Source organism: Paenibacillus sp. FSL H8-0259 (assembly GCF_037963255.1).
In the GTDB taxonomy this organism is placed as follows: domain Bacteria; phylum Bacillota; class Bacilli; order Paenibacillales; family Paenibacillaceae; genus Paenibacillus_AQ; species Paenibacillus_AQ phytohabitans.
This window is the reverse complement of sequence record NZ_CP150147.1, coordinates 938,396-965,271: the sequence shown is the minus strand read 5'-3', so window position 1 is coordinate 965,271 and position 26,876 is coordinate 938,396. Positions and strand designations below refer to the sequence as shown.

18 protein-coding genes are annotated in these 26,876 nt (G+C 49.4%); 3 read left to right on the top strand and 15 right to left on the bottom strand.

All coding sequences use genetic code 11. The annotated features are described in order from the left end of the window. Nucleotides 1-196 precede the first annotated feature (196 nt). Nucleotides 197-1,324 (bottom strand): ROK family transcriptional regulator, encoded by a 1,128-nt coding sequence (locus NSU01_RS04130; RefSeq protein ID WP_076247914.1) that lies wholly within the window; start codon nt 1,322-1,324, stop codon nt 197-199. A gap of 699 nt (nt 1,325-2,023) precedes the next feature. On the opposite strand from NSU01_RS04130, the gene NSU01_RS04125 reads away from it, so the two are divergent. After that, a complete protein-coding gene (locus NSU01_RS04125; RefSeq protein ID WP_042133582.1) occupies nt 2,024-2,473 on the top strand; it encodes an acetyltransferase in 450 nt (149 codons plus the stop codon). On the opposite strand, the gene pcp is transcribed toward NSU01_RS04125, so the two are convergent. The 7 genes from pcp to NSU01_RS04090 form a co-directional block, all read right to left on the bottom strand. Beyond that, nucleotides 2,442-3,053, bottom strand: a complete 612-nt coding sequence (gene pcp / locus NSU01_RS04120) for a pyroglutamyl-peptidase I (RefSeq protein ID WP_076247912.1) — start codon at nt 3,051-3,053, stop codon at nt 2,442-2,444. The two genes, NSU01_RS04125 and pcp, sit on opposite strands and share 32 nt — an antisense overlap. A 102-nt stretch (nt 3,054-3,155) precedes the next feature. Then, nucleotides 3,156-6,518, bottom strand: coding sequence for a hypothetical protein (locus NSU01_RS04115; RefSeq protein ID WP_076247909.1), 3,363 nt, complete (start codon nt 6,516-6,518; stop codon nt 3,156-3,158). A gap of 198 nt (nt 6,519-6,716) precedes the next feature. Further along, nucleotides 6,717-7,487 (bottom strand): peroxide stress protein YaaA, encoded by a 771-nt coding sequence (gene yaaA, locus NSU01_RS04110; protein WP_076247907.1) that lies wholly within the window; start codon nt 7,485-7,487, stop codon nt 6,717-6,719. Nucleotides 7,488-7,737: 250 nt separating this feature from the next. Beyond that, nucleotides 7,738-8,904, bottom strand: coding sequence for a GyrI-like domain-containing protein (locus NSU01_RS04105; RefSeq protein WP_076247904.1), 1,167 nt, complete (start codon nt 8,902-8,904; stop codon nt 7,738-7,740). 54 nt (nt 8,905-8,958) lie between these two features. Then, complete coding sequence (locus NSU01_RS04100) at nt 8,959-10,227, bottom strand: AraC family transcriptional regulator (protein WP_076247902.1); 1,269 nt, start codon at nt 10,225-10,227, stop codon at nt 8,959-8,961. A 349-nt stretch (nt 10,228-10,576) separates the two neighbouring features. Then, complete coding sequence (gene gnpA / locus NSU01_RS04095; protein ID WP_076247899.1) at nt 10,577-12,739, bottom strand: 1,3-beta-galactosyl-N-acetylhexosamine phosphorylase; 2,163 nt, start codon at nt 12,737-12,739, stop codon at nt 10,577-10,579. A 12-nt stretch (nt 12,740-12,751) separates the two neighbouring features. Beyond that, nucleotides 12,752-13,771: a glycoside hydrolase family 88 protein gene (locus tag NSU01_RS04090; RefSeq protein WP_076247897.1), complete on the bottom strand. Its 1,020-nt coding sequence runs from the start codon at nt 13,769-13,771 to the stop codon at nt 12,752-12,754. Nucleotides 13,772-13,947: 176 nt separating this feature from the next. On the opposite strand from NSU01_RS04090, the gene NSU01_RS04085 reads away from it, so the two are divergent. Together NSU01_RS04085 and NSU01_RS04080 are read left to right on the top strand one after the other, a co-directional pair. Next, on the top strand, nt 13,948-14,889 hold the full coding sequence (locus NSU01_RS04085; RefSeq protein ID WP_039292517.1) for an AraC family transcriptional regulator: 942 nt from the start codon (nt 13,948-13,950) through the stop codon (nt 14,887-14,889). A gap of 2 nt (nt 14,890-14,891) precedes the next feature. Continuing rightward, nucleotides 14,892-15,410 (top strand): IS3 family transposase, encoded by a 519-nt coding sequence (locus NSU01_RS04080; RefSeq protein ID WP_179093627.1) that lies wholly within the window; start codon nt 14,892-14,894, stop codon nt 15,408-15,410. A gap of 208 nt (nt 15,411-15,618) precedes the next feature. On the opposite strand, the gene NSU01_RS04075 is transcribed toward NSU01_RS04080, so the two are convergent. The 7 genes from NSU01_RS04075 to NSU01_RS04045 form a co-directional block, all read right to left on the bottom strand. Then, nucleotides 15,619-16,050 carry a universal stress protein gene (locus tag NSU01_RS04075; protein ID WP_039292518.1) on the bottom strand — a complete coding sequence of 144 codons (432 nt, stop codon included), beginning with the start codon at nt 16,048-16,050 and terminating at the stop codon, nt 15,619-15,621. Between the two features lie 93 nt (nt 16,051-16,143). Continuing rightward, complete coding sequence (locus tag NSU01_RS04070) at nt 16,144-16,383, bottom strand: NifU family protein (protein ID WP_038596501.1); 240 nt, start codon at nt 16,381-16,383, stop codon at nt 16,144-16,146. Nucleotides 16,384-16,669: 286 nt separating this feature from the next. Then, nucleotides 16,670-18,067, bottom strand: coding sequence for a Fe-S cluster assembly protein SufB (gene sufB, locus NSU01_RS04065; RefSeq protein WP_076247894.1), 1,398 nt, complete (start codon nt 18,065-18,067; stop codon nt 16,670-16,672). Nucleotides 18,068-18,130: 63 nt separating this feature from the next. Beyond that, complete coding sequence (gene sufD, locus NSU01_RS04060) at nt 18,131-19,438, bottom strand: Fe-S cluster assembly protein SufD (RefSeq protein ID WP_076247891.1); 1,308 nt, start codon at nt 19,436-19,438, stop codon at nt 18,131-18,133. A gap of 23 nt (nt 19,439-19,461) precedes the next feature. Continuing rightward, entirely contained in the window at nt 19,462-20,241 is a 780-nt protein-coding gene (gene sufC / locus NSU01_RS04055; RefSeq protein ID WP_076247889.1) for a Fe-S cluster assembly ATPase SufC, read from the bottom strand. Beyond that, a complete protein-coding gene (locus tag NSU01_RS04050) occupies nt 20,222-20,743 on the bottom strand; it encodes a MarR family transcriptional regulator (protein WP_042133557.1) in 522 nt (173 codons plus the stop codon). Before NSU01_RS04050 ends, sufC begins: the two co-directional genes overlap by 20 nt. Nucleotides 20,744-20,991: 248 nt before the next feature. After that, on the bottom strand, nt 20,992-26,850 hold the full coding sequence (locus NSU01_RS04045; RefSeq protein ID WP_339302581.1) for an S-layer homology domain-containing protein: 5,859 nt from the start codon (nt 26,848-26,850) through the stop codon (nt 20,992-20,994). Nucleotides 26,851-26,876 lie beyond the last annotated feature (26 nt).

Below are 26,876 nucleotides of genomic sequence, written 5' to 3'. Positions count from 1 at the left end.
ATAAGATTATAGCCAGTTTTGTATTGAAGTCAACAAAAACTTAAAACACGATGGAAACGCATTCAATCTGCGGTTTTCTGTATACAGGCGGACATACAAAAAAGCCTCCGGAAGAAGGCGGAGCCGCAGATGCAGCACCGTCCCTCTTCCGGAGGAGCGGGAGAAGAACACGATATTCTTTTGATTAAGGGTATATCTAGATGCTGTCAATAAACTCCGTTACCAGTTCCAGCGCAGCTCCCACGGCGGTAGCCTCCAGCTTGTATTTGCAGACCCGGAGGTAGGTGCCGTCCTGCTCGAAGGTGTTCTTCCGGGCCGCGAGCGCCTGGAGATCATCAATGTATTCCTCCATGTACGCTCCGGCATAACCGCCGAGAATTACATCGCAATCGTACAGCATCCGCAGGTTGTTAATTGTAATCACCAGGTAGCCAAGGTACTCCTGCCATATAGCCTTTTGCGGCTCATTCCCCTCCCGCAACAGCCGGAAAAATTCAGAAATGCTGCCCCCGGTGCTGTCCGATAGTATTCTAGCTGAGCAATAGGCATCCACACAGCCCTTCTGCCCGCAATAGCAGGTACGGCCCTCAGGCATAATCGTCATGTGTCCGAACTCTCCGCCACGGTGGTTCTGACCGGCGTAGATCTGGTTACTAACTATAATTGAACCGCCCACGCTGTTGTTAAGGGATAAATAGACTACATTGTGAATGTCTTGCTCCCCCCACAATTCGGTGAAGCCGGCCGCATTCGCATCATTGCTGAGAATACAAGGATAAGGGATGAATTCCGCGAACCGCTGGACACTTCCCCCCTTGAAATCAATAACCGTGGCATAGCTCACCGTCTGGCGGTCATCGGACAGAATCGCGGGCAGCGCAATTCCCACGCCCAGAATCCGGCTGCGGTCAAGCTGACAATCTTCCACAAAATCCTCCACCAGCTTGCCCACCCCCTGGAAATAAACCTCGCTGTTCGCGAAGGGGAAATGGTTTCTGACATTCTTAACGATTCTGCCGCTTAGATCAATGATGACTATCCCCACATGATTCAGGGTCACATCCAGCCCGATGGCATATCTCGCCACACTGTTGCAGGCCATCGACTTGGCTTTGCGGCCGCCGGTGGATTCGAACAACCCGGTCTCCTCGATCAGCTCTCTTTCCTGCAGCTCTTTAAGATTCTGGGTAACTGTAGGCAGGCTTAGATTGAGCGCCTGCGCAATCTCTTGAATAGAAGTAGATTCACGGTGATACAGATATCGGTAAATGGCGTTCCGGTTCATCTTTTTAACTTCCATACTGTTCAAGCGATGTGTCGCCATTATATAGCCTCCGACTTTTATAAATGTACTTTAATAATGTATATAAATATAATATACAATCACATCCGTTTTTGCAATCATATGTATGTTCTAATTGTGAATATTTTCACTAATATACGGTCATTGTATCAAGTATTTATTTCCCCGTCATTAGTCTTTTCACACTTGCACACCGGATTGCGTTGTTTTGTCCGAATTACGGCCCCTAGACTAGCTGGACTATTACATTCAACCGCATAAACACCCTAATGTTGTACGTATTACAACTCTGCTCCCTAAATAATAGACACCTCGTCAGAATTGTTGTATGAATTACAAGAATTGTCCTGCTCAACCGCCTGTTGAAAGGCAAAATCCTGCCTTTTATACAACAATTCCCGAATAGGACTGATATTAATAGAGAAATGTTGTATTTCGTGCAGGATTTAGTAGGGTAAAAATGACAGCGAACGGTTGAGCCTGAATGCAGCCAGGACAACAGCTAAGCATCCGGCAGCGGGGGAGCAGGCATAGGCATCATAAACAGATACTGGGCAAAAAAGAGAATACCGGAAAGAATGAATGTGATTCCGCCAAACTTAATCAGGTTAACCGTTGGTCTCAAGCCGCGTCATCTCGATTCAGTTATATATGAAATCAGCCTCAGAATCCATTCCTTGTCGTATGCTATAATCATAGCAAAATTGCCAGGAGGAGCCTATGAACCGGATTCAAAAAATTACAGATAGAGATCAGAATATATCACAAGAGCTGCTGGACATTTGGGAATCAGCGGTCCGTGCCACGCATCTTTTCCTAACAGAGCAGGATATTGAAGGATTACGTCCCTTGGTTCATCAAGGTATCGGACATATCTCCCATTTGCTTGCCTATACCGGTCAGGAGCATTATCTCGGCTTCATCGGCGTTCAGGAGCAGAAGATTGAAATGCTGTTCGTAGACCCCGCCGTCAGAGGACAAGGCATTGGTAAGCAGCTAGTCACTTATGCCCTGCACACTCTGAACGTACTCTACGTGGATGTGAATGAGCAAAATCCCCAGGCTCTCGGATTCTACGAGCATCTGGGATTCCAGGTCTATGACCGGTCTGAACGGGATGAACAAGGCCAGCCTTGGCCTATTCTGCATATGAAGCTATCACAGATATAGCAATCCGGGTAGCCTTAACAATATCACCCAGCGCCATGCTGGCCTTGCCCGGTTTATCGAGCACCTGCTCAGGGATATAGGGCACATGGATGAAACCGCCGCGCATAGCCGGATAATGTTGCTCAATGTGATGGAGCAGACCGTACATGGTGTTGTTGCAGACATAAGTTCCAGCGCTGTTCGAGAGGAAGGCCGGCAGGCCGTTGTCTTTGATCGTCTGAACCATTCTTTTGACAGGCAGGCTGGAAAAATAGGCATTCGGTCCGTCCGCGCAGACCGGCACATCCTCCGGCTGGCAGCCTTCGTTATCGGCAATGGAAGCATCCATCAGATTAACGGCAATCCGTTCCACCGTAATGCCGCTGACCCCGCCCGCCTGTCCGATACAGACCACCGCATCCGGTCTTTCGGACTTCACATAGCCGATCAGTGTATCCACCGATTTCTGGAACACCACGGGCAGAGACCGCTTGATGATCTCCGCACCGCCAATGTAATTCTCCAGACGCTGTACCGCCTCCAGCGAAGGGTTGACAAGCTCTCCGCCAAACGGCTCGAAGCCTGTTATAAGGATTTTCATAGCGTGTAGCCTCTCTTTCTTTCTGATCCCGTTATCCCGGAAAAGCCAGTACATGCGCATTGACAATCAGGAACAACGCTATGGATCATGTCAGCTTAACCTCTACTCCCTCGCTGTCCAAATATTCAGCGCACGCGAGCGGACCGCAAGGTTCGTGTGATTTCTGAACGACCGCAAACGCTCTGCCGGTTCCGGGCTCCAATGTAGAGCCTGTCCTGCTACTTCCAGCAATGAAAGTCCCATATACGGGGATTCGTAACGCTGTTCAGCCCCTAGCACATCCACAATTTCGAGCAGAATCTCCGGATTCCAGTATCCTGCGCTGTCTTGTATACTATGGGCGATCTGGCTGTACGCTTCGCTTAACAGCTGCGGCTGATCTGACATACCATCAACCAACCGGTTCAGATACGCGGCGGATTCCACCACGTTATTCCAGTCCATGGCTGCGATATACAACTTCATCACAAGCTGCTGTAAAGTCTCATCGGGTGCGTGGCAGGCGATCAGTCCCAGGTACAAAGGGATAAGATGGATCCGTGTATTCTTCGGCAATGAGGTCAGCTGGTTAATTAATTTCTGGAGGCGCTGCCGGTGAGGCAAATCTCTTCCCGCAGCTGCATTCCAATCCCCGCTTATCCCTGTACCGGCCAGCTTCCGGCAAACACCAATTACAACCTCGTTGACCTTGCCGTCGCGGCAGGTTTCGATCAGCGTGTTCACCGCAGCTTCCCATCTCGTGCTGTCTTCCAGGTCCGTAATCGCCTGAGCAGCGGCAGCAGCAATCACATCTTCATTTACATTAGTCCACCAAATCATAGCAGCAAAAGCATACCTGCCAACGGATGTATCCGGATGATTGGCAATCTCAATGATTAAGGCCAGATAGCGCGGTCTATAGTCAAGCGGAAGAGCATTAGGCTGCTGGGATAATAAGCTTAGTGCGATATCACTTTGCGGGGAAGCAGCGATGGCCCTTAGAATCTCCCAGCTGCGTTCATCATCCAAAAGCTGCTTTGCAGCATGCCCTATGGCGATGATCACATCCTTATGGGCGCTTGGTTTGCCGAGCTCGTTCAGGAGCAGCGGAAGGCTGTCCTCACTTCTATACGCGCCCAGCAAGCGGATGGCTTCTTTCCGGACCGTAATCTTCAGCTTATCCCGGTTTAGCAGCTCCTTCAGCAAGGTAACCAATAACACCGGATTCACTCTGCGGATGCACCTTGGTATGGAGTACATCGCTACACGTGCCCGGTCTCCATCCAGATTGTCCAGCAGCACGGGGAGCACCTTCTCCGGCTCTTCCAGCAGTGACAGGGCATGAAGCGCCGCCTCTGCTACAGCGACTTCCCCATCCTGTACCAGTCCAAGCAGCCTGTCCGGGCCAAGATCAGGCATACCGGCCATAATCCTGATCACTCTTGCACGTTCGGACAGACTGCGCTTAGGATCATCCGCAATTTTCGCTAAGAGGGAACTGTAAGCTTGCTGCTGACGCGGCAGCCACCGGTAGAATCCGCTCTCCGCCGGCACGGGATAAATCGTTTTGCCTGACAGGAACCTGCCTTTGATCACAGCCCCCGAAATGAATGGATCGAGCCACTCCTGACGCTTCAAGTGCAGGTGCCGGAACACTTCATGGATCGTAATATACGATTTATCCGAGGCCAAAAGTTCCTTAACTCTGGCATCACGCATCTGATGTGGTTCAAGCCAGAGCCGGGTTGCACGCATAGCTATTGCATCTGCCGTGGACCTCGTGGCTTGCTTTAACAGATTCTGAAGTTTAATAATACCGTGACCTCTTTTGCCAAAAGAACCCGCCAGGCTCATTACCAGATAGTAGTTCTCTGTCCGGTTGGCCTGTGCAGCAAAGGCATATATGCCGTCGAAGATCATCTCTTCTACTCCCTGGGGCAGTTTCTCTAGTGATGGAAGGGATAGCTGCCCGTTCTGCTTAGCCAGCTTCCTGATTGTATCTAGCGCAAACTTGAACAGCTCACCGTGAGGCTGCCCTGCGTTATGCCGCAGAATAGCAAAGGCCAGCTGCTGGACAGAGAACTTCGTACCATACGAGGTATCTCTGGCATCGACAACACTATCAACGAGTAAAGTAAGCGCCTGCACATGGGCATCCTCGTATACAGACGCAGGACTTTCCGACAGCTCCTTGAACACTGCGCTGCGGACAGGGTCCTGGTCATTCTTAATCCGGCCCAGATATACCAGGGTTTCATTCATCCCCTGCCTCGACAGAACCGTACTTCGTATCAGCTGCATAAGCGCCGTAGCACGTTCGTCTGCACCAGATACCCGTGTGGCCAGCTCAAGCGGCTCCCTTGAATAGAGAATGGAGCGGCAGGCGGCAATACGAATGGTCCGGTCCCGGTTATCCTTGATCTCACGAAGGCCAAGCATCCGGGCAGCCTCCTTATCACGCAAGGCATGCGGCAATACATACAGTAATTTTTCCGGGAAAATCCGCTCTTTGCGTCTATCCTCCTCATACACGGCATCAAAAATCACCTTGCGGTTAGACGGCGCCATATGTTCAAGCAGCTTCGCTACATGCATAGGGTAATCTGCGAGTAATTTCGCAATCCCGATCCACTGGTCTATAGACAGAACTTTCTTTCTTTTCAGCACAGCCTCAGGAACACCATGGGACAGCAGATCGCTCCGCAATTCCGTTTGTGTCAGCAGCTGGAACACCTTATCCGGATTCTGGCGTACAAGTGTGCCCAGATGTTCTTTGAGTGCAGGATGTATAATTCCCATAGGCCCGTGATTCAGTGCACACGCAAGCATCAGATCCGCCTTATGATTGCACAGATGCTCCATAGCAGACGAGAACCTCGACCAGACATGCCCTTTTTCCCTGAGTGGGGTGCTCTCCAGCGTGGCTGCGAAGTATTCCGCTACTACATCAAGATGCCGGCTGGCTAACTTCTTCCAGTCTCTGATGGCAAACCCGATATCCGCAAGCCACGTGCTAACCGTTGCCGCATGGCAGGCCTGCAGTATAATCGCTGCCTCCTCCGCACCCCACCGGGCGTATACCAAGGGTAACAGGCGTTCCGCCAGTTCCTGACGGTCTATCTGTGAAATGGTGCGAAGCAGCTTGCGGCGGCAATCATGTGATAAGTGCGGGAGCTCACGTTCTATTTCTTCATCTGAAGCTGCTTTGGATAGCAGACCCGCAGCCGTGTTCCTGATGCTTGCCAGGGGATGCCGCAGCGCAGACAGAATAACCGGGGCATCCAGTGTGGCGATGGCACCCATTAAGGCAAGGCGCGCTTCATACGCACCGCCCTCCAGTAATGAGGCCAGTAATTCGGAGTACTTGGCTGATCCAAGGTGCTCACGGCCCAATGTCGTTACTTTTCTGATTCTGTCGGAGTAACCTAGTGAATCCAGTTCTTTAAGTAAGCTCTGCTTGTCCAATGGATCTCTTCTCAAAATCATAAGTCCTCCTCGTTAACCTGTTCTGATTTCATTCATTATAGGCTGAACTTAAGATACTAACTTAAACTCAATCGTCACTACGGTGAATATTTGCGCTATTGTTATTTTCTTTTATTCAGTTTAGATAATCTCCTTAACAAAAAAAGGGCAACCCCAATCCGGTTATTCAACCGTCTTCAAGATTACCCGTTGCAAGCCTTACTCTACCATTTCATTCTTATCGCGCTTCTGTTGGATAAACACATACGTCTTCTCATCCGACAAGGCTTCCGCAAATGCGAAATCAAACCCGTCGAAGCCTTTGATATCCTCCACGCGGGTAATTTGCCGCTCGGCCATGTAGCGGACCATTTCACCCCTGGCCATCTTGACCAGCGTCGCCCGCTCAACCACCTTGCCGCCGATGTCCTGCCCGAACACCACACTAATCATTCGAGCGTCCTTGCCAATGTACGGAGAGATACATTTGCTGTATTCCTTGGAAGCCAGGTTCAGAATGATGTCACTCTCCGCGAACAGCTGGTCCGCCAGTCTTCTATTCCAGAACTCATAGAGAGAACTGAAGCCCTTACCACCCAGCTTAGCCTGCATCTCCAGCCTGTACGGCACAACGCCGTCAAAAGGTCTGACGATTCCATAGAATCCGGATAAAATCCGCAAATGCTGCTGAAGATAATCCAGCTCCTCAGTCTGAAAGATCCCGGGCGCCATGTACTGGTACTGTATTCCCTCATATGAGAAGATAGCCGGCGTCAGATTCCTGGTGACATCCATCTCCCGGATCCGTTCCATATTCAGCGTGGCGATGGCATCATTGCATTTCCATAGCGCTTTGGCTTCTTCATAATTCAACTTGCGTAATAAGGCCAGAAGAGTCTGCGAATCGCTGATGAACTGCGGCACTTGGCGGTAATCCAGGAAATCCGTGTCCGTCTTCATCTTCTTGGCAGGCGATATAATGATTCTCATGCTGCTCCCTTTTCTACCCCCGCGGGGAAAACTAAATATACCTTTATACTATCATAATTTATATTATATAAGCTGAACTCAAGATACTAACTTAGTATACTAACTTAAACCTTAGTCGTCACTGCGGTGAATATTTGGACTTCCAGCCGCTGTTGTCCCCAGATTTCTTGATTATTACCGCTCCTACAGTTCCCAAAATCCCCCTTCGATCCTTCCGCTTTTTGTTATTTCTTCTATCCATCTTATTTAGTTATTCGCTGGCAAGCGGCACAAATACGGAGGCACAGTTCGCCTGCCGGAAACGGGCGATCACATGCCTGCTCCAGTCACGCGTATATTCAGGGTGAGCATTCAGGAATAGCTCATCCAGATGATTGAACGCCACATCATACGGCATGCCGGGATTATCACCATTCACTTCGAGCTGGGTAATGTGCAGATAGATGCCTCCGGGCACCGTAATCTTTTCAACGCAGTCAGGAAGTGACTCAAAGGTGCTGACTCTGGTGCCGAAGCAGGAGTTAACCTTCCCCTCCTCCTCACTGTTCACCGGAAAACCGTAATAATCATGCAGATAATATTTAGCCGCCTCAGTGGCGAATACCTGGTCCTGCACGTCAAAATATTTCGTAATTACAAACTCCTCATCATCCGGCAGCGTCATGCTGCAGGCGATCTTCATCTCCGGCATTGTCACCGCCTTGAAGCGCAAAGAGTCAAACCGCTCCGCATCATTTCCCGGTATCTTAACGGGTTCGTATTTGGTGAGAATCTCCCCTGAGTCATCATATGTATTGAAGCTAAGGCCGGAAGGGTTATAGACGTAGCTGGTGTCATTACGGAACTGGCCGATGAAATATTCATCTGCATGCATCCGCTCATCATAGCCGATCCGTCCAGCCTCCTTTGTCTCATTGATCAGGACTTTGGCATAGCGGCATGCAGGCACTGTAAGCGTCTCAGTATATTCCGGCAAATGTGCGGGTAACCCGTCGAAGCTGCTTACCTCATATCCCACAATGACTTTATAATTGCCGTCACCCTGCACCTCTGATCGTACGGTAACAACCTCTTTACCTTTGATTTGCCGGGTGATGAGACCGGAGAGGAGCGCGATATCGCCTTCTGAAGTCAGCTTCTTGGTATACAAGTAATCATTCAACGTACAGCTCGCATGCTCAGACCCATGGAAACCGCCATATCCCCGGCTCTCATACGAAACCGGCAGCGCGATGCCCACCACTTTCATCTCCGGCCGATCCACAATACTGCACAGCTCCGTAATCTGTTCTACCTGAATCTCACTTGGAATCTCCATCTGCTTCATCTCCTCCACCATTCTCAGGATTACCGGCTTCACGCGGGGGCTGTAGTCTTCGGGCGCATGCTGCGGCAGTGCTTGTTTTCTTAGATTCATTTGTGTGCTCCTTTCCTATATAAATCTAGTTTATAGATGAACGCGTACTAAATATTATCCGTTCTTAACATCTTTCAGCTTGATCCACACTCTCATTGTGATAGCATCCGGGTCACCCTGACCTCCGGTCTCATAGGTAGTAAAAGCAGGCAGCTCATCCTTACTCCATCCGTGCTCCTGTATCCATGTATCCAAAAGAGCAATAAACACTCCGCGGTCACTACAACTGTCCCTCTCGAGCATCGCATAATGGCCTTCGGCAACCCGCAATATTTCAAGCCTGCTATTTATGGGAAGCTCTCTCTCCTGTTCCAGCCGCACTCCGCAGGTGTAGCTTAAGCCGCTTTGGGCTACATAGAACTCCTTTACTGTGCTTATCACCTCAGGGGTATGAAGGGATATACAGTTCATCACCGCAGCAGATGCCTCCCCCTCTGCCTGATCCCCTTCCCGGGACGACACCAGAAACTCTAGACCTGCACAGAAATTCACACTGATCTTGTCATAATCCGTCCGCCTCTTCACTGGCAGATACAGAATCAGCTTCCTCACTTGCCCGCTTTTGCAGATATATTCTTCGAAATAACGCACATCATCCTGCACGAACATACTGGTTCGCAGCCACTTCAGATAGAGATAATCCCATGCCAGCCCGATCTGGGCCTCATCGTTCCTAACGGTTGTCTTCGCGAAGGTTGAACTGAATTCTTGAGCCACCTTTATTCCCTGAAAAGTGCTGTCTGCCAGTCTGTCTAGCAAATCCGCATCATACTCCACAGCGAGCTCATAACAGAATAAGCCGTCCCGCTGCTGCCCGTCTCTGCCGAAGATTCTGCCCTGGTATTCAGGTATTAGAAAATGCAGCGCTTCTAGCGCTTGTTGCTCAATGCCGTACTGCTTGGGATGATAGAATTTCGCGCGTAAGGTCTTGGGGATCGTTTCAGCGGTGACGGTTACCTGCCGGATGGTTTCACTGTCGAATCTGGGGAAGAAGTAGCAGGCTTCACTCTTCTGGTACTCTAGCGGTGTCATATGGGTTGCGGATTTCACGTATTTGCACAAAGCCTGCTGGGAGCTATAGCCGCAGGAGTAGGCAATCTCAGCAAGCGGACGCTGCGAAGCTCGGATCAGCCCGAGCGCGGCTGACAGCCTGCGCTTGCGTATGTATTCTTTTACCGAATGTCCGGTATAGGTGTAGAAGTCACGATACAGCTGCATCAGCGACGTGTACCCGGCCTGCGCAGCTTGTCCAAGGTTGATGTCTTCGTATAAACGTTCCTCTATGAAGGCTATGGATTGTTTGAAGCGGGCGGATTTGTCCATGGGAAGTCCTCCGGGAGCCTGTCGCTGAAAGCTTCAGCGTCTTTGCTTTGTAATTCCACAAAGGTTAGGGGAATCCTTCCAGTAACACATTGTATTCGGTTTTTCGCATACATTGGGCTCATTCCCCCTATCGCTGGCACATTGTATTCGGTTTTTCGCATACATTGGGCTCATTTACCCCATCGCTGGCACATTGTATTCGATTTTTCGCATACATTGGGCCAATCTCCCCTATCGCGCCGGCACATTGTATTCGATTTTTCGCATACATTGGGCCCGTTTAACATCTCACACAACACAAAAAGCCCAAGCCCGGCATAACACCCCAGGCTTGAGCTTTTTCACATTCCTATTCCCCAATAGTCCGAATAATCGTATCGAACGGTTCCAATTCCACAGTCTGCGGCCCATATTCCGTCTCAATCGTAGTCTTTTGCAGCTGGTCGCTGTTATTGATCACGACAAGCATCTTGCTCTCCGGATAATACGCGCACTCGGTATAGAGGTTATCCGGAATATATTTCGTTTCCTGTAGCTCCTTACCGGCATAGCAGATCAGGTTCAGCAGCAGGCGGGTATTCTCCCAGCCGAATTCGAAGGAAGGCAGGTAGATTCCCTTACCCTTACCAAAGTTATTCGTAGACAATGTAATCTTACCGTCCAACTCACTCATCACAGCAGCGGAACCATCCGTAAGATGGACACCGTTCTTCGGTGTAATGCTGGCGCCATCAGGCACCAGACCTTGCTCAGCTTGAACCTCATACGCCCATTTGCCGTGAGCTACCCGCGCACCCGTGTCCTCATCCACACCCAGAACATGCGCCATTCTGAAGTAGCTGTCGTATCCCTCAACCGCTGAAGGCTGGTTAATCCCGATAAAGGTACCGCCCTCATACACCCATTTGGTCAGGACATCTACAGACTTGCTGTCTTTCCAGTAGTCCCCGCCGCTCCAGGCTGTACCGGCACTGCCTGCATTAATCACTACATCCACATGCTGCAGCACGCCCTGGCGGATATCCTCGAAATCAATGAACTGCACCTCAACCGGCAGACCGGATAGAGCTTCATTAATGTGAATCAGATCATGCATATACGTCTCATGGAAGTGGCCGGACAAGGTCCAAGATCTCAGCTTGCCCCAGCTATGCAGAATAGCAACCTTGGTCTTGATATGATATGGCTTGCCTTGCTCATGCAGCTCCTTAATCTCTCTGAATTCATTCGCAATCTTCTCGATATAATCACAGAAATCCGGGTAAGGCTCGACCAGATGCAGATATCCGCCCAGGCCAATCCGGTCAATCGGCTCACGCAGGAGGGCACGCCGGATGTTGATCCAGTATTTTTTGGCATCCAGTGTCGGATTCCCCCCTTCCATGAAGGTAGGCGCGCCGCCTAAACCCACCGGAAACAAGTACGGATGCAGCCGTATCTCATGCGTATCCACTTTCACCCCTGAACAGAGCCTTGCTTCATATCCGGAGAACACACATTTGATCATTCCGTCGAAACCAAACTCACCGAAGCGGTCATTGTAAGGCTCTGCGCCAACCCAGCTGTCATCGTAGAAGACATACGCCAGCTTGTCATGCTTATGCACAATATCTATTAACTGCTTGCCGAATCCGATCACGAAATCATTGATAAAAGCCATATAGTCCAGCTTGCGCTGCTCCGCCGGGATATGACTGACGCGGTATTTGCCGCCGTTCACGAAATCCTCTGCCGTCAGCGAATAGCCGTATTGCTGCGCGAACAGATCCAGACCTCTGGCACTCACCGTGAAATCATAGGAACCCCAGTCTGAGAACAGATGACGGTTACGCTCACTGCTGCCCCAGATCCAGGCGAAATTATAGAACAGGGAAGTAAAGCGGACAACCGTTGTTTCTTTATGCTTCACACACCAGTCTTCCATCCAGTCCAGCAGGTACTTCTGCGTGTCCTGATACATAGGATCAATCTGCATCAGATGCTCTTTGTTCCAGTTATTCGTGGTGTGATTGTACATCGAGATCTCTTCCCAGATCCGGTAGGCCATGAAGCTGACGGTGTATTTATGCCAAGGTACGATTCCGGTAAGCACCACATTGCCTGACTCCCGGTCGTAATTCCACTGCTCTCTCGGTACTTCTTCACCGGTCGTCCGGTCATACACCTGCCAGTACTTGAACGCCTCACGGGAATCATTCACTCTGAACTGTTCAGCGAAGAAATCCTCCATCAGGTAGACCGACAAATAATCTTGCACAGCTACCTTCGGATTCGTAATAAGGAAGCTCTGCTGCAGCTTATCCGGGTTCTGCGACGCCCATTCATTATGGTCCCGGATGATACAGACTGTAGAATAAATGCCGTATCCGGCATTGATAATCTCATCAGATAACTGTGTACCGTCACTGTCACGGATGACATCGGCACCCCAGCGTTCAGCGAGTTCAAGCGTTAGCGCTTCGTAACCGGATTCTCCCGGCAGTGTGAATGCGCCTGTTGATGGTTTGGACAATTCGGTTCCCTCCTATTTAAGCATATCGGACAAGAAAGCAAGCGCTAAGCCTTGGCCCCAGCCTTGAATCCAATCTTTTGGAATATTGCGGTACCCTTCGCGGTCCTTCATTACGGCTGTGCCGCCGGATACGCCCAGGACACGTCCGTCTTCGCTGATGTTTGCAAGAATGCCTTTTAACGCTTTTTGCACGTATTTGGTGTGCAGCGGGTTGCCGTTGTTGATCATCGCCGCCGCAATGCCGCAGGATGCCGATACTTCTTCATAAGATTCCTCATCATCCAGCACCGTCCGCCACAAGCCGTTATCTGTCTGGACAAGCTTCAGCGCCGCCAGCTGATCACGGAGCGAACATTCCACGTCCATACACTGCGGATACAAATACCAGTCCTTCAAAAGCGGCTTCACCTGCGACATCGTATACGCACCCCAGGCATTCGCTCTGCCCCAGTATAATCCGGACATATGATCCTGCTTCACATTGTTATAGCCATGGAACCAGAAGCCGGTGCCAGGATCCTGCAGGTATTTGATATGCCAGTAGTATTGGTTAAGGGCATCCTGGATCAGCTCCTGATCCTTCAGCTTACTGCCCACACGCAGCAGGAAGAATGCCGCCATAAACAGCGTATCCGCCCAAGCCTGTTCCGGAAAATCATTAGAAATCGATACCGTATGCTGCAGCACATTGTCTCCGAACCGCAGTGCATTCTTCCGGATGTATTCCACCTTGCTCATCGCAATATCCCAATATTTCTGCTCTCCAGTCGCTTCATACAAGGTGATCAGCATGTGGCCCATGGCACAAGTGTTGACCGTCCAGTCCGGCAGCCCCAGCTCAATATATTCATCCGCCCACTGAACCAGCCTGTCCAGGTACTCCTTGTTCCCTGTAGTCTGATAAGCTCTGGATACCCCATAATAAGCTACGCCGCAAGGCCAGTCCCATGTTAAGTCCATCGCCAGTGTTTTGTTGGTGACCTTATCAATAATGCTTAGAATCTCTTCCCTGTTGAAATCCACTTGAATCATCTTATTACCCCTCTCTTGTATCACGCGCCTCAATAGCGCTTACTATCCGTCTCATTGCAAGCGCTTTACATACTCCATTGTAAGCAGTAAAATATTCTATATCTAAGCATATTCACAGCAAAACTGCGCATTTTCGACCATTTATCTATTTTAATATTATAGAGGAGTCCCCGGATATGCCCAGAAAAAAGAAACCCGTCATCGAGTACCGCCACTACAGCCTGCCGATCCATTTCCCTGTGCTGCTGTTAAGCGGGGAACGCTGGAAGATTTCCGATATCAAGAGCGAGCACCTGCATTTCCATAACCACCTGGAGATTGGGATTTGCTATTCGGATAGCGGCATCATGGAGATCAAAGGCGAGTCTGTACCTTTTACAGCCGGTGATGTGACCTTCCTCCCCCGGTACCTTCCGCATACGACGTATAGTTCTCCGGGTGAGGCCAGTCTGTGGTCTTATCTCTTTTTCTCGCCGGAGGACCTCTTTCAGCATTCCTTCAAGAGCGCCTATAGCAACTTCGAGCCCAATTTGTGGGCGGTGCTGGGGAAGAACTGTATCCTGAATAAGGATAAGCATCCCATGGTGTATAGTCTGGCCACATCGATCGTGGAGGAATTGCAGCAGCAGAAGCCTTATTATCAGGAGAGCGCCTATGGCTTATTGCTGTCGCTCTATATCGAGCTGCTCCGGATCCATTCCACGAATGAGGCGCTGACCGATCAGGAAGCTGGGCATAATCTGAAGGGCGACTTCGTCATCTCCCCGGCGCTGGAGTATATCACCAGGAACTATATGCTGCCGATGACCATCGATTTCCTGGCCGACCTCTGCCACCTCAGCACTACACACTTCCGCCGCAAATTCCATGAAATGATGGGCACCGCCCCTCTCGATTTCCTGAGCAGTACCCGGATCGAAGAGGCCTGTAAGCAGCTGAAGAGCACCGAGGATTCTATTCTTGAGATTTCTGAGAAGGTGGGGTTTCATTCCATCTCCAGCTTCAACCGCTGTTTCTCTAAGCTAATGGGCACGTCACCCAAGGAATGGCGTAAGAGTGCACAGTCCGAGACGCAGTCGGCGAAGGCAAGTATTCTGGAATTTACGGGGTGGGTATGAGAATGAATAATAAGGGTGAAAAGTCTGTCCTTGCAGACAAGATTCACGAACTGAACAAGCAGGTGCTGGCAAAAGAAGAGGAGCTTGCCGTCCTAAAAAAGACCCGCGCATATCTTCCGCAATCTAAAGCACAAAGATTTCAGTTCATCGAAGACCATAGCTCCGAATTTTCGGTAGAGAAGATGTGCAGCATTCTTGAAGTATCGCGGAGCGGATTTTACAAATGGAGAATCACCGAAGTCAGCCCTCAGGCGAAGCGCAAAGCCTTACTGCTAAAGCGGGTCGCTTACCTCTTTGAGGCTAACCACGGCCAATACGGCAGTCCAAGGATCACCCTCCTCTTAAGGGAAGAGGGCTACATTATTAGCGAGCGGACAGTAGGAAAGTACATGCGGGAACTTGGTTTACGTGCGTCGCCCTTCGCTGATGGACAACGTGAACGGCTTACCATCTGCAAACAGATGGACATGCGCATTGATCAGCCCGGCATCAGATATTTCCCCGCTACATCAATCGATTGATAACATTAGTAATTGGATAAACGTATCTTAATTTGGACGTTATTATCCAACTGTTGCCCGGCAAGGGTGCCTCCGTTCATGAGCAAGCGGAGAAAATCCAACTAGTTCCCCATCAGGGATCATAGTTGGGAAAATGGGCGGCTTAACTCAGGAAGAAGGCAACCGCATCCTGCGGATCGCCCGTAAGGGAGCAGATCCGGCATGAAATTTAGTGAACAATCAGGACGGGGCAATTTGATAATTGTGAAACTTTGTGACTGACACTACCTAACATCATTTCTTTTATACCGCTTAGCCCGCGACTTCCAATAATAATTAGTTGCTGTTTGGTGTTTTTTGCATAATTTAATATTTCATGCGCAGGGTCTCCCTTAAGATGAATCGTTTCTGCAAAGATCCCTTCAGCCGCTAATTTGAATTGGGCTTGTTGAAGCTGTTCTAAACTCATCTTTTCCATCTCATTTAACATTTCTTCCAAGTAGCTCTCTGGTATATATGGCATTCCGCTGTTTACATATGCATGGCTGACATTCACCAAAGTTACCTGAGTATTTTTGTTTTGTGCAATTTCAACGGTTGCTTCAAGGATTTTGTTAGTTATTTCAGATTTATCGATGGCCACGAAAATTTTCTCGAACATTATTAAATCAATCCTTTCCTTCGTATGTCTTAATTGATTCGGCATTTTTTCTATGCGGATTTTTGTATAACAGCCTCTTCTGTTAAAAGGAATTTAGAATACTTGTACAACTTCTTTAATATCATCGATTTCCTCTAGAATTGCGCGCTCAATAGCAGCCTTTAACGTAATCGTAGCACTTGGGCAACCGTTGCAAGCTCCCAAAAATCTTAATTTGGCTATACCGTTCTCCACCTCGACGAGTTCAGCATCTCCGCCGTCACGCAGTAAGAAAGGACGTAGTTTAAGAAGCACTTCCGATACTTCATCGAATAAAATTCCATTCTCCTCCATAATTCCAGCTCCTATCATTGTTTTACCAACAGTCAATTCTCTTTTTCAACCTAGATAGTCTGAGTGATCCTTTGCTTTTTGCCTAAGAATGGCCTCTTGATCCGAAAGTTCCCTTATAAGCGTATAAACAGAGTCTAAAGGTATCAACGCACCACAGCTTGCGCTCAATCCTGACAGCATATTGTAGTAGAACTGAAGTTTCCGTATCTCCCGGGTAAGTTGAGCTAGTTCTGAATTGTCCGAATTCTTTTTCTTCATTACCAACACCTCGTACTTCCTTTATGAATCAACCGATGCTTCCTTCCATCTCAAATTGAATCAACCGATTCATTTCAACGGCATATTCCATCGGCAATTCTTTGGTAAACGGCTCAATGAAGCCCATTACAATCATTTGTGTGGCCTCTTGTTCTGTAAGTCCGCGGCTCATTAAGTAAAACAATTGCTCCTCGGACACTTTGGATACTGTTGCCTCGTGCTCCAAAGTAATCTGATCATTTTTAATTTCATTGTACGGAATCGTATCAGAAGATGACTGGTTGTCCAAAATCAACGTATCACACTTAATATTAGACTTGGAGCCTGCAGAATCGCGGCTGAAGCTGGACAATCCCCGGTAGTTTACTTTGCCGCCCTGCTTGCTGATGGATTTGGATATAATCGTAGATGTTGTCTCGGGAGCAAGGTGAATCACCTTCGCGCCGGCATCTTGATGCTGATCTTTACCGGCTACGGCAATAGACAGGATGGACCCCCTAGCTCCCCTTCCTTTCAATATTACAGCCGGATACTTCATGGTTACCCTGGAGCCAATGTTGCCGTCCACCCATTCCATTGTGGCATTTTCCTCTGCCACAGCCCTTTGGGTTACCAAGTTGTAGATATTAGGAGCCCAATTCTGGATTGTCGTGTAACGGACACGGGAATCTTTCCGGCAAATAATTTCAATAACTCCGCTGTGCAGAGAACTGGTACTATAAATAGGCGCTGTGCATCCTTCCACATAGTGGACAAAGCTGCCCTCTTCGGCAATAATTAATGTCCGCTCGAATTGTCCCATATTTTCAGAATTAATCCGGAAGTACCCTTGGATCGGCACCTCACACTGAACACCTCTCGGGATGTATACAAAGCTGCCGCCTGACCAAACCGCACTGTTAAGCGCAGCAAATTTATTGTCGGCGGGAGGGATGATCGTTCCAAAATGTTGCTTGAACACTTCAGGATATTGCTTTAAAGCTGTATCCGTATCAAGGAACACAACGCCCTGATCCTCCAGTTCCTTCCGCATACTGTGATAGACTACTTCCGACTCGTATTGAGCGGATACGCCTGCCAGAAACTTTTGCTCCGCTTCAGGAATCCCCAGCTTGTCAAAGGTTGCTTTAATCTCGGAGGGGACCTCCTCCCAGCTCTTTCCCTGTTTTTCGGAAGGGCGAACGTAATATTGGATGTTATCAAGATTTAGCCCGGACAAATCCGCTCCCCACCCAGGCATCGGCATTTTGTAGAATTGCTTCAAAGCTTTCAGCCGAAAATCGAGCATCCACTCCGGCTCTTCCTTAATTCGGGAAATTTCCCGGACAATCTCTTCAGTCAGACCTTTTCCAGATTGAAAAATAGACTGGTGCTCATCGCGAAACCCGTATTTATATTCACCCATATCCGGCGCTTTTTTAGCCATTAGTGTCGCTCCTTTTAACCTTCATAAGAATCACTTTGATTGGCTCTGATTGGCTCTAATTCCCTATGATCTGCCAAGCTTTTTCTCCACTACATCCTGCAGGCGGCTACGCACTCCCTCCAGCGGGATCTCCGAAATGACAGGAGCGAGGAATCCGAAAATAACAAGATATTCGGCTTCACTCCGTGAGATGCCGCGCGACATCAGATAATAGATTTGTTCCGCGTTTACTTGCCCCACGGATGCAGCATGACCGGCGGTTACATCATCCTCATCTATCAGCAGGATCGGATTGGCATCGCCGCGCGCATTTGGACTTAACATCAGTACACGTTCTGTTTGCTGACCGTCACAATGGGTTGCACCTTTTTCGATTTTTGTAATCCCGTTGATAATGGCTGTAGCTTCTTCACGCATTACTGCGCGTGTGATCATTTGGCTCACCGAGCTTCTGCCAAAATGCTGGGCTTGCGTAGTAAAACTCAATTTCTGGTCCCCAGAGCCTATCGCAATCACCTTAGCGTCAGAGATGGACCCGTTGCCTTGGAGTAATGTCTTGGTATCACTGGCGGTATAGCCATTATTCATCTCGCCGACAATCCATTCTACACGGCCATCCGCAAGCACAACCGCAAGCCGCTGGGTGAAATCCGTTGTTGCTGCAGCAAGCTGATGAACAGAAGCGACCTGCACCTTGGAGCCTGCCCCTGCAAACACCTCTACCACACCGTTATGCAAAACCTTGATATCATCTCTGCTCGATATATAATGATCCACATAGCTGATCTTGCTGTTGTTACCAGTCACAATCAAGATATGAGGAGCAAAACGAACCCCGCTCGTATCGCTATAAAAGATCGCTTGAATGGGAACTTCAATCTCTATACCGTCTGGGACATATAGAAAAACGCCACCACTCCATAAGGCACTGTGCACAGCTGACAATCTGTGTTCTTCCGGCTTCACTGCCTGAAAGAGATAACGTTGAACCAACTGCTCATACTCTTTTGCCGCAGTATGCAGGTCCGTTAAGATTACTCCCTGGGCGGCTAAGTTCTCGGACAATTTCGTATATACTACATCCGAATTGAACTGAACGATTAGTCCGCCTGTCACTGGAGAAGCAACCAAACCTCGAACAATCTCCGGCGCATCTTCCAAACCTGACCACGCATTCTCAGCTTTGTAGTCTCCACTCTCGTAGATATCCCATTTTTCGAGTTTGATTTTCTCCACGCTTGGCAGCTCCAGTGTCCCTGCCAGCTCAAGTGCCCGAATCCGGCGTTCAAGCAGCCAACGAGGTTCATCCTTAGCGCTTGACCATGCGCGTAATTCATCCACATTCATTGAATTTCTGGCTTGTATAGCCATTTGCTATTCCTCCTCTCCGGCTCTTAAACTTCCCCGCCTACCGCCTTATCCGTAATCCCAAGCTCCTCCTTCACCCAATCGTACCCTTCTGCCTCTAAACGGTGGGCAAGCTCCGGACCGCCAGATTTAACTATCCGGCCTTGCATCATGACATGTACAAAATCCGGGGTAATATAATTCAACAGCCGTTGATAATGGGTGATGATTAAAAAGCCTCTATCCGCGCTGCGCATCTCATTTACACCATTGGCCACAATACGCAGTGCATCAATATCAAGCCCGGAGTCCACTTCATCCAGGATCACAAACTTGGGTTCAAGCAGCATCATTTGCAAAATCTCATTCCGCTTTTTTTCACCGCCGGAGAAACCCTCATTCAAATAACGATGCGCAAATTCCGGGTTCATCTCCAGCCCCTTCATTTTGCTCTCCATTTCACGGATGAAACGGATTAAGGATATTTCTTCTCCTTCTTCACGCCGTGAATTGATGGCACTTCTGAGAAAATCCGAATTGGTTACGCCGGCAATTTCACTTGGGTACTGCATAGCGAGGAACAAGCCTGCACGGGCACGCTCATCCACCTCCATCTCCAGAAGATCTTCATTGTCTAGTGTCACCTTGCCGCCAGTAACCTCATATTTGGGATGGCCCATTAAAGCTGAAGCCAACGTACTTTTCCCCGTCCCGTTAGGCCCCATAATCGCATGAATCTCTCCGCCCTGAAGCTCCAGTGAGAGCCCTTTTAAAATTTCTTTCCCTTCAATCTTGGATCTTAATTCCTCAATCCTTAATGTCGTCATTTATCGTAAACTTCCCTTCGGAGTATTCTTCGGCACGCGCCACCAAATCGCTCATAAATTTTCCAATAGTCTGCAGTTCAGCCTCTGTATAGGATTCAATGAATTGGTAAAACCTTTCTTCTTTTTCTTTGTGCAGCTCTTTATGCAAATCATAAACGTGTCTTCCCTTATCCGTTAAACTAAAGTAAATCTCCTTACGATTGTTGTTCAGCTGACTTCTCATAATGAAGCCCATTTCCAGCAGCTTTGAACAAATTTTATTAATGCCAGCTTTGGACAACCCCATTTTCTCCACAATCCCGGTATGATTTATCGGTTCATAATCACCAATGCAATCAATAACGTGTACACTAGTAATATTGTTGGAGAGCATGTCAATCTGGTACTTTCTGGCCTGTTCCCGAAACGAATTAAATTCTTGTTCTGTATACAACTCATTCAGATGCAGCATTCTAATATATTGCTCGTAAAGGTGACCTTTAAAATTATTTTGAAACTCCAATTTCGCTATCTCCCCTCTCTTGTAGTAGTTGCAGACCAAGTTCAGTGTCAGCAATAGACTTTTTTATTTTTGTTCTCTAGTGAACAAAATTATATTAACATAATTGATATTGATAATCAATATCAATTAGCATTAGGAAGCCAAACGAATGCCCGGATCGACATTTCTGGAAATTGTATAATTTTCTATACAATAAAGAAGCGAATTCAGCACAGTGTCTGAATTCGCTTCTCCTATAATTAACTTAATTAATCAATCAAATCCGACTTCTGCAGTAGCCGCTGAATCAGTACTGCCACTTCCGCGCGGGTAACATTAGCCTTTGCCTCCAGCTTGCTGTCTCCACGGCCGGTGATTAAGCCAGCCTTAGCAGCAAGCGCCAGGCTATCCCCGGCCCAGGCAGCTATGCTGCCTGCATCTGTAAAGGCTGCAAGTACACTTGCTGTATCCACTGTGCCAGTCTGGTCTGCCAGGCCTGTCAGCTTCATCGCTTTGGCGATAATGTTCATGGCCTGTTCACGTGTGATTCGGGCTTCGGGACGGAAGGTTCCGTCCTCGAAGCCGGTGATCAGCCCGTATTCGGATGCTGTTTCCACCGCTGCTGCATACCAGCTATCCGCTGCAACATCTGCAAACGCCGATGTTCCTTCCCCAGGCTTCAATCCCAGGCCGCGTACGATAATCGCTGCGAACTCTGCACGGGTGATGTCTGCGTTCGGGTTGAAGGTCGTTTCGTTCACACCGTTAATGACCAGACGCGATCCCATATCGTTCACTGCGTTCTTCGCCCAGTGATTGTCCACATCTGCAAAAGTCAGCGGATGCCAGACCACCGCATACGAGCTGTTCGTCAAGCTCTTGATATCTGCGTAATATCTGCCGTCATTCCGGACGAGTCTGGTCGGCACATGGCGCACTGTACCATCCGGATCTACGACGATGCCCGTCGTAATCCGGTTAGGGTCAATACCATCCGGAAGAGCTACTGTCCGCTCCACGTAAGCATTGAACCGGCTCACTTCCACTGTCAATGTACCGTAAGTTGCGGTAACGGTGAAATCTATTGGCGGTGCAACAAGGGTAAAGCCCCCTCTGCCTGCAGCAGCTGTCACTACCTGGTTCATGGATGCCGGGGTTTCGCCAATCGTAATCCTCAGCGTAATGTCCTCCAGCTTAATCCCGTTTCCGAGTCTCTCGGCCAACGCACCGATGTTGATCTCGGAGGCCGGCAAAGTATAAGTCCCTTTGGTTGTCTGAAGCACCAGGGTAGCCGATACATTCTCCATGTTCTTGATCATCTGGCCGTTCAACTCCGCGATGATGATATTGGAATCCAGCATCATCGGAATTGTAACTACAGCGCCATTCCCTTCCGCATCCAGCTTCGCTTGAAGCTTCGCCGGATCAACAGCGAAAGTAGTTATCTTCAAGTTTCCGGAGGTCGTTGTTGTGGCTTTGCCCGCGTTCTCTTCCTTGCCGTTAACAAGGACGATCACATCGGTAACATTGCTTGCCGCGTTACCGGTACTGGTTCCGCTGCCCGGATTGCTTCCGGTTCCCGGACTGACGGGATCGGGATCTGGTGTTACGGTATTAGCCGCCACAACAACCGCTGTTGCGCTGCCGTACTTCACTACCTTGCCGTCAGCATCCACTTCTGCTATTCCAATCCTATCGCCGTTAGCTGCAGGAATTAGACCATCGATTCCTACAAGGGTGTATCCCGTCAGGGTTTCCCCCGCATTAGGTGCAACAACGCTGCCAGTGCCAAAATTCTTGTACAGCAGCTTATGTCCTGCAGTTGGCTCCGGTGTAACACTGATCTGCGTATATCCGTTATTCCCTGCACCACTTGGATCGCTGGCGCTCACCGACAAGCCCCCCGCAGGGATAAGCTCATTAGTTGTAAAGGCCAGTGTAGTTGCCGGCCCTGCCGGAACCGATCCGCTGGCCGCAACCCTCACCTTAACGGTGTGTTCACCGCTCAAGTCCGGCAGGTTGGTTCCGTCGTAGCGTACGAAAGTTCCATCGTCCACTGAGAATTCCATGCTGGTGTCCAGACCAACAATCGTATTGTTCTGGTCATCCGCTGCCACTTCAGGTGCAGCCGGGATGACTGCATCCGAATCATGAACGGTAACCTGAGCAATATTAGAAGCGAATGCTGTTGACGTGGCCTTCTCCCGTACATAATACGTGTCCGGTGCAAGGCCAGTAATGATTGTGTCTGTAACTTCTGACCAAAGACCTGTACTGCCAATCTTGTACTCCATTTGTACTGTCAGATTCTGCAGGGTACCGTCATTCGCCCCGTTGTACGTCACATCTGTAACAGTAACACCAACCGGAGCTGCCGGACGGGCTGGAAGACTCACAGTCTGCGACGCACTGTCTATAGTCGTCGAACCGTTACCCTTCTTCACAATGTTCAGTGACGTTCCCAGCCAGCTGCTATCTATAGCCAGCTTACCATCCGCTGCCGCTGTTACTGGTGTACCGTTCACTGTGTATGACGCGTCCGGTGTCAGACCTGTCAGCTGCTCAGCCGCATAGTCAATGTCCGCTGCCGGAGTCGCTTCCGGCGTTGCCGTGAACGACAATACTGTCAGTTGCACAGAAGCCGAAGTGAATGCCGATGCTGTAGCTTTCGTCCGGACGTAATACGTGTCCGGCACAAGCGCTGTTACAGTTGTGCCCGCTACATCGGTCCACTCACCTGCTGTCCCCTTTTTGTACTCCATCGCTGTGGTTACGCCAGTCAATGTGCCATCTTCGGCATCTATTGCTGTCTCATCCGTCGCCGCCACACCAGTAGGTGCTGCTGGACGACTAGGAATACTCACCGTCTGCGCCGCACTGTCTATAGTCGTAGAACTGTTACCTTTCTTCACAATACTCAGTGACGTGCCCAGCCAGCTGCTATCTATAGCCAGCTTACCATCTGCTGTCGCCGTTACTGCCAGCGTACCGTTTATCGTATACGCGCCGTTTGCCGTCAGACCCGTCAGCTGCTCTGCCGCATAGTCAATCTCTCCGGCCGGGGTCGCCTCCGATGTTGGCACAAAAACATTCACTGTCACGCTTTGTGCTTCCGACACAAATGCTGTCGATGTCGCCTTCGTCCGTACGTAATACGTGTCCGGTGCAAGTCCTGTCACGGTTACGCCCGTTATACCAAGCCACGTCCCCGCGATATCTCTTTTGTACTCCATCGCCGTGGTTATGCCAGTCAATGTGCCATTTTCAGCACCTATTGCTGTCTCATCCGTCGCCGCCACACCAGTAGGTGCTGCCGGACGACTAGGAATACTCAACGTCTGCGCCGCACTATCTATAGTCGTCGAACCGTTGCCTTTCTTCACAATGCTCAGTGACGTGCCCAGCCAGCTGCTATCTATAGCCAGTTTACCATCTGCTGTCGCCGTTACTGCCAGCGTACCGTTTATCGTATACGAACCGCTTGCCGCCAGTCCCGTCAGCTGCTCAGCCGCATAGTCAATTTCTGCTGCCGGGGTCGATTCCGATGTTGGCACAAAAACATTCACTGTCACGCTTTGTGCTTCCGACACAAATGCTGTCGATGTCGCCTTCGTCCGTACGTAATACGTGTCCGGTGCAAGTCCTGTCACGGTTACGCCCGTTATACCAAGCCACGTCCCCGCGATATCTCTTTTGTACTCCATCGCCGTGGTTACGCCAGTCAATGTGCCATTTTCAGCACCTATTGCTGTCTCATCCGTCGCCGCCACACCAGTAGGTGCTGCTGGACGACTAGGAATACTCACCGTCTGCGCCGCACTGTCTAAAGTCGTAGAACTGTTACCTTTCTTCACAATGTTCAGTGACGTGCCCAGCCAGCTACTATCTATAGCCAGCTTACCATCTGCTGTCGCCGTTACCACCTGCGTACCGTTTATCGTGTACGAACCGCTTGCCGTCAGTCCCGTCAGCTGCTCAGCCGCATAGTCAATCTCTGCGGCCGGAATTGCTTCCGATGTTGGCACAAACGCCACAACCGTTACACTCTGTACTTCTGAGGCAAACGCCATCGAAGTCGCCTTCGTCCGGACGTAATACGTATCCGGCGAAAGCCCTGTCACGCTTGCGCCCGTTATACCAAGCCACGTCCCCGCGATATCTCTTTTGTACTCCATCGCCGTGGTTACGCCAGTCAATGTGCCATTTTCAGCACCTATTGCTGTCTCATCCGTCGCCACCACACCAGTAGGTGCTGCCGGACGACTAGGAATACTCAACGTCTGCACCGCACTGTCTAAAGTCGTCGAACCGTTACCTTTCTTCACAATGTTCAGTGACGTGCCCAGCCAGCTACTATCTATAGCCAGCTTACCATCTGCTGTCGCCGTTACTGCCAGTGTACCGTTTATCGTGTACGACCCGCTTGTCGCCAGTCCCGTCAGCTGCTCAGCCGCATAGTCAATTTCTGCTGCCGGGGTTGCTTCCGGCAATGCCGTGAACAGCGATACAGCTACCGTCATCGGCGAACCGCTGATCTTGTACCCGCTTGGCGAATTTACCGCTACCGATACGTCACCTTCAGTTATCACCGAAGTAAGACCGATGCTCCATTCTGTCCCTGACCCGCTCAAAGCTCCTTTTACAGCAGAACCAGCGCCATCTGTAATTGTAATATCGCCTGCCGTCAGCCCGGCAATCGCAGTATCGAAGGTCAGATCAATTTTCGTCGATGTTGTTGTTCCGGCTACGCCGTCAGCTGCCGCTGACAGCAGCACAACCGGAGTTGAAGTCTCTGTATCAAACAGCTTCCCCTTTATTCTATAGTGACTCGCATCCGTATTATCTGTTTTGATGAGAACAACCTTATCGCCGAAGGCGGGATACAAAGCGAATTTCGGATAATATTCTACAGCGAACATCCAGCTGTCTTCATCATATCCCTGAAATACCACCGGAGCGGAATCTACAGGCTGATCTGAGGTTAAGACCAGGTTGCCTTCATAATCATAGTAGTTCAGGTAAGCATACTGAGTTCCTGACCACTCTGTACCGTAGTTGTATGCATCGTTGATGGCTTCATTAGAGGTGGGATCAGTGCTTACTGTTACAAAACCCGGCAGTGCACCGTTCTTATAGATTGCAGCCGAAGCTTCCCCCAGGGAACCGCTTATCGTAAATCTGCCTTGGCTATTCCCCTCGTTATCATATAAGGAGACCGTAGAGCTATCATTAACCCAGTAATATTGGCTGAGCATGAAATTCCCGTTATTTAGCGTAGACAGATACAGCTGTCTCTCATTCGTTCTTGCTCCTACATCAATTGTTCTTAAGAGTGTTCCGCTGTTGCTGAATAGCTTCAGATAAATATTATCGTTCGAGGGCCCCGAATTGTAAGCAACCATATATACACCATCTCCGGCGGATACATAAGACATGCTCGCATTAGCATCTACCAGAAGTGTTTCACTTGTAACAGGCGAACCCGCAGCGGTGAACACACGGGTAACTGTGCTCTTATTGTCGTTTCTTTGCCAGGAGAAGGCGATGTTACCATCGGACAATTCTGCTATCGATACATTACGTGTAAGCTGCGGCGGAAGACTTCCATCACTAAATGTATTAATCTGAGTCTGGGCGGTTACTTTGTGCCCCTCTTTGTTAAGTACCATGAAATAGGTGTTAGGAGTGCTCTCCTTCACTGTCCCCAATTGCAGATTATGGTCATTAGAGTCGCTTTTATTGTAAGTAATTAATAGATTACCGTTATTTAGCGCAAGCATACTCACATAAGTCATTTTGTAATAAGTGTCCATTAAACTGCTCAGATCCACATCCGTGATCAGCATTCCTGCACTATCAAAAACCCTCAAAAAATTAGATGAAACAAAAACATTACCTTCATAGACAAATGAATTCAGCAACACTGCCGTACTTCCGTCCTGAAGACCTTGGGCAGTGGAAATATTTTTGCCCGCATTGTATGTTGCCGGAGGCTCGATAACAAAGTCCTTTGTTTCCGTGAATGAAGGCATCGCCGCGTATGCGCGGAGTGACATCAGGGGCAGCAGCCCAATGACCAGCACCAGAGCCAGTCCTATTTTGCCTACCTTGCCTATCTTTTTCAACATTTCGTTCCTCCTTGTCGAATGAGTAT

Coding starts and splice junctions, on each gene's coding strand:
- yaaA (WP_076247907.1), bottom strand. CDS start 7,487: ATGAGAATCATTATATCGCCTGCCAAGAAGATGAAGACGGACACGGAT.
- NSU01_RS04070 (WP_038596501.1), bottom strand. CDS start 16,383: ATGGAGGAGAATGGAATTTTATTCGATGAAGTATCGGAAGTGCTTCTT.
- NSU01_RS04085 (WP_039292517.1), top strand. CDS start 13,948: ATGCCCAGAAAAAAGAAACCCGTCATCGAGTACCGCCACTACAGCCTG.
- sufD (WP_076247891.1), bottom strand. CDS start 19,438: ATGGCTATACAAGCCAGAAATTCAATGAATGTGGATGAATTACGCGCA.
- NSU01_RS04105 (WP_076247904.1), bottom strand. CDS start 8,904: ATGAATCTAAGAAAACAAGCACTGCCGCAGCATGCGCCCGAAGACTAC.
- NSU01_RS04130 (WP_076247914.1), bottom strand. CDS start 1,324: ATGGCGACACATCGCTTGAACAGTATGGAAGTTAAAAAGATGAACCGG.
- sufC (WP_076247889.1), bottom strand. CDS start 20,241: ATGACGACATTAAGGATTGAGGAATTAAGATCCAAGATTGAAGGGAAA.
- NSU01_RS04080 (WP_179093627.1), top strand. CDS start 14,892: ATGAATAATAAGGGTGAAAAGTCTGTCCTTGCAGACAAGATTCACGAA.
- sufB (WP_076247894.1), bottom strand. CDS start 18,067: ATGGCTAAAAAAGCGCCGGATATGGGTGAATATAAATACGGGTTTCGC.
- NSU01_RS04115 (WP_076247909.1), bottom strand. CDS start 6,518: ATGATTTTGAGAAGAGATCCATTGGACAAGCAGAGCTTACTTAAAGAA.
- NSU01_RS04075 (WP_039292518.1), bottom strand. CDS start 16,050: ATGTTCGAGAAAATTTTCGTGGCCATCGATAAATCTGAAATAACTAAC.
- NSU01_RS04100 (WP_076247902.1), bottom strand. CDS start 10,227: ATGGACAAATCCGCCCGCTTCAAACAATCCATAGCCTTCATAGAGGAA.
- NSU01_RS04090 (WP_076247897.1), bottom strand. CDS start 13,771: ATGATTCAAGTGGATTTCAACAGGGAAGAGATTCTAAGCATTATTGAT.
- NSU01_RS04125 (WP_042133582.1), top strand. CDS start 2,024: ATGAACCGGATTCAAAAAATTACAGATAGAGATCAGAATATATCACAA.
- NSU01_RS04045 (WP_339302581.1), bottom strand. CDS start 26,850: ATGTTGAAAAAGATAGGCAAGGTAGGCAAAATAGGACTGGCTCTGGTG.
- pcp (WP_076247912.1), bottom strand. CDS start 3,053: ATGAAAATCCTTATAACAGGCTTCGAGCCGTTTGGCGGAGAGCTTGTC.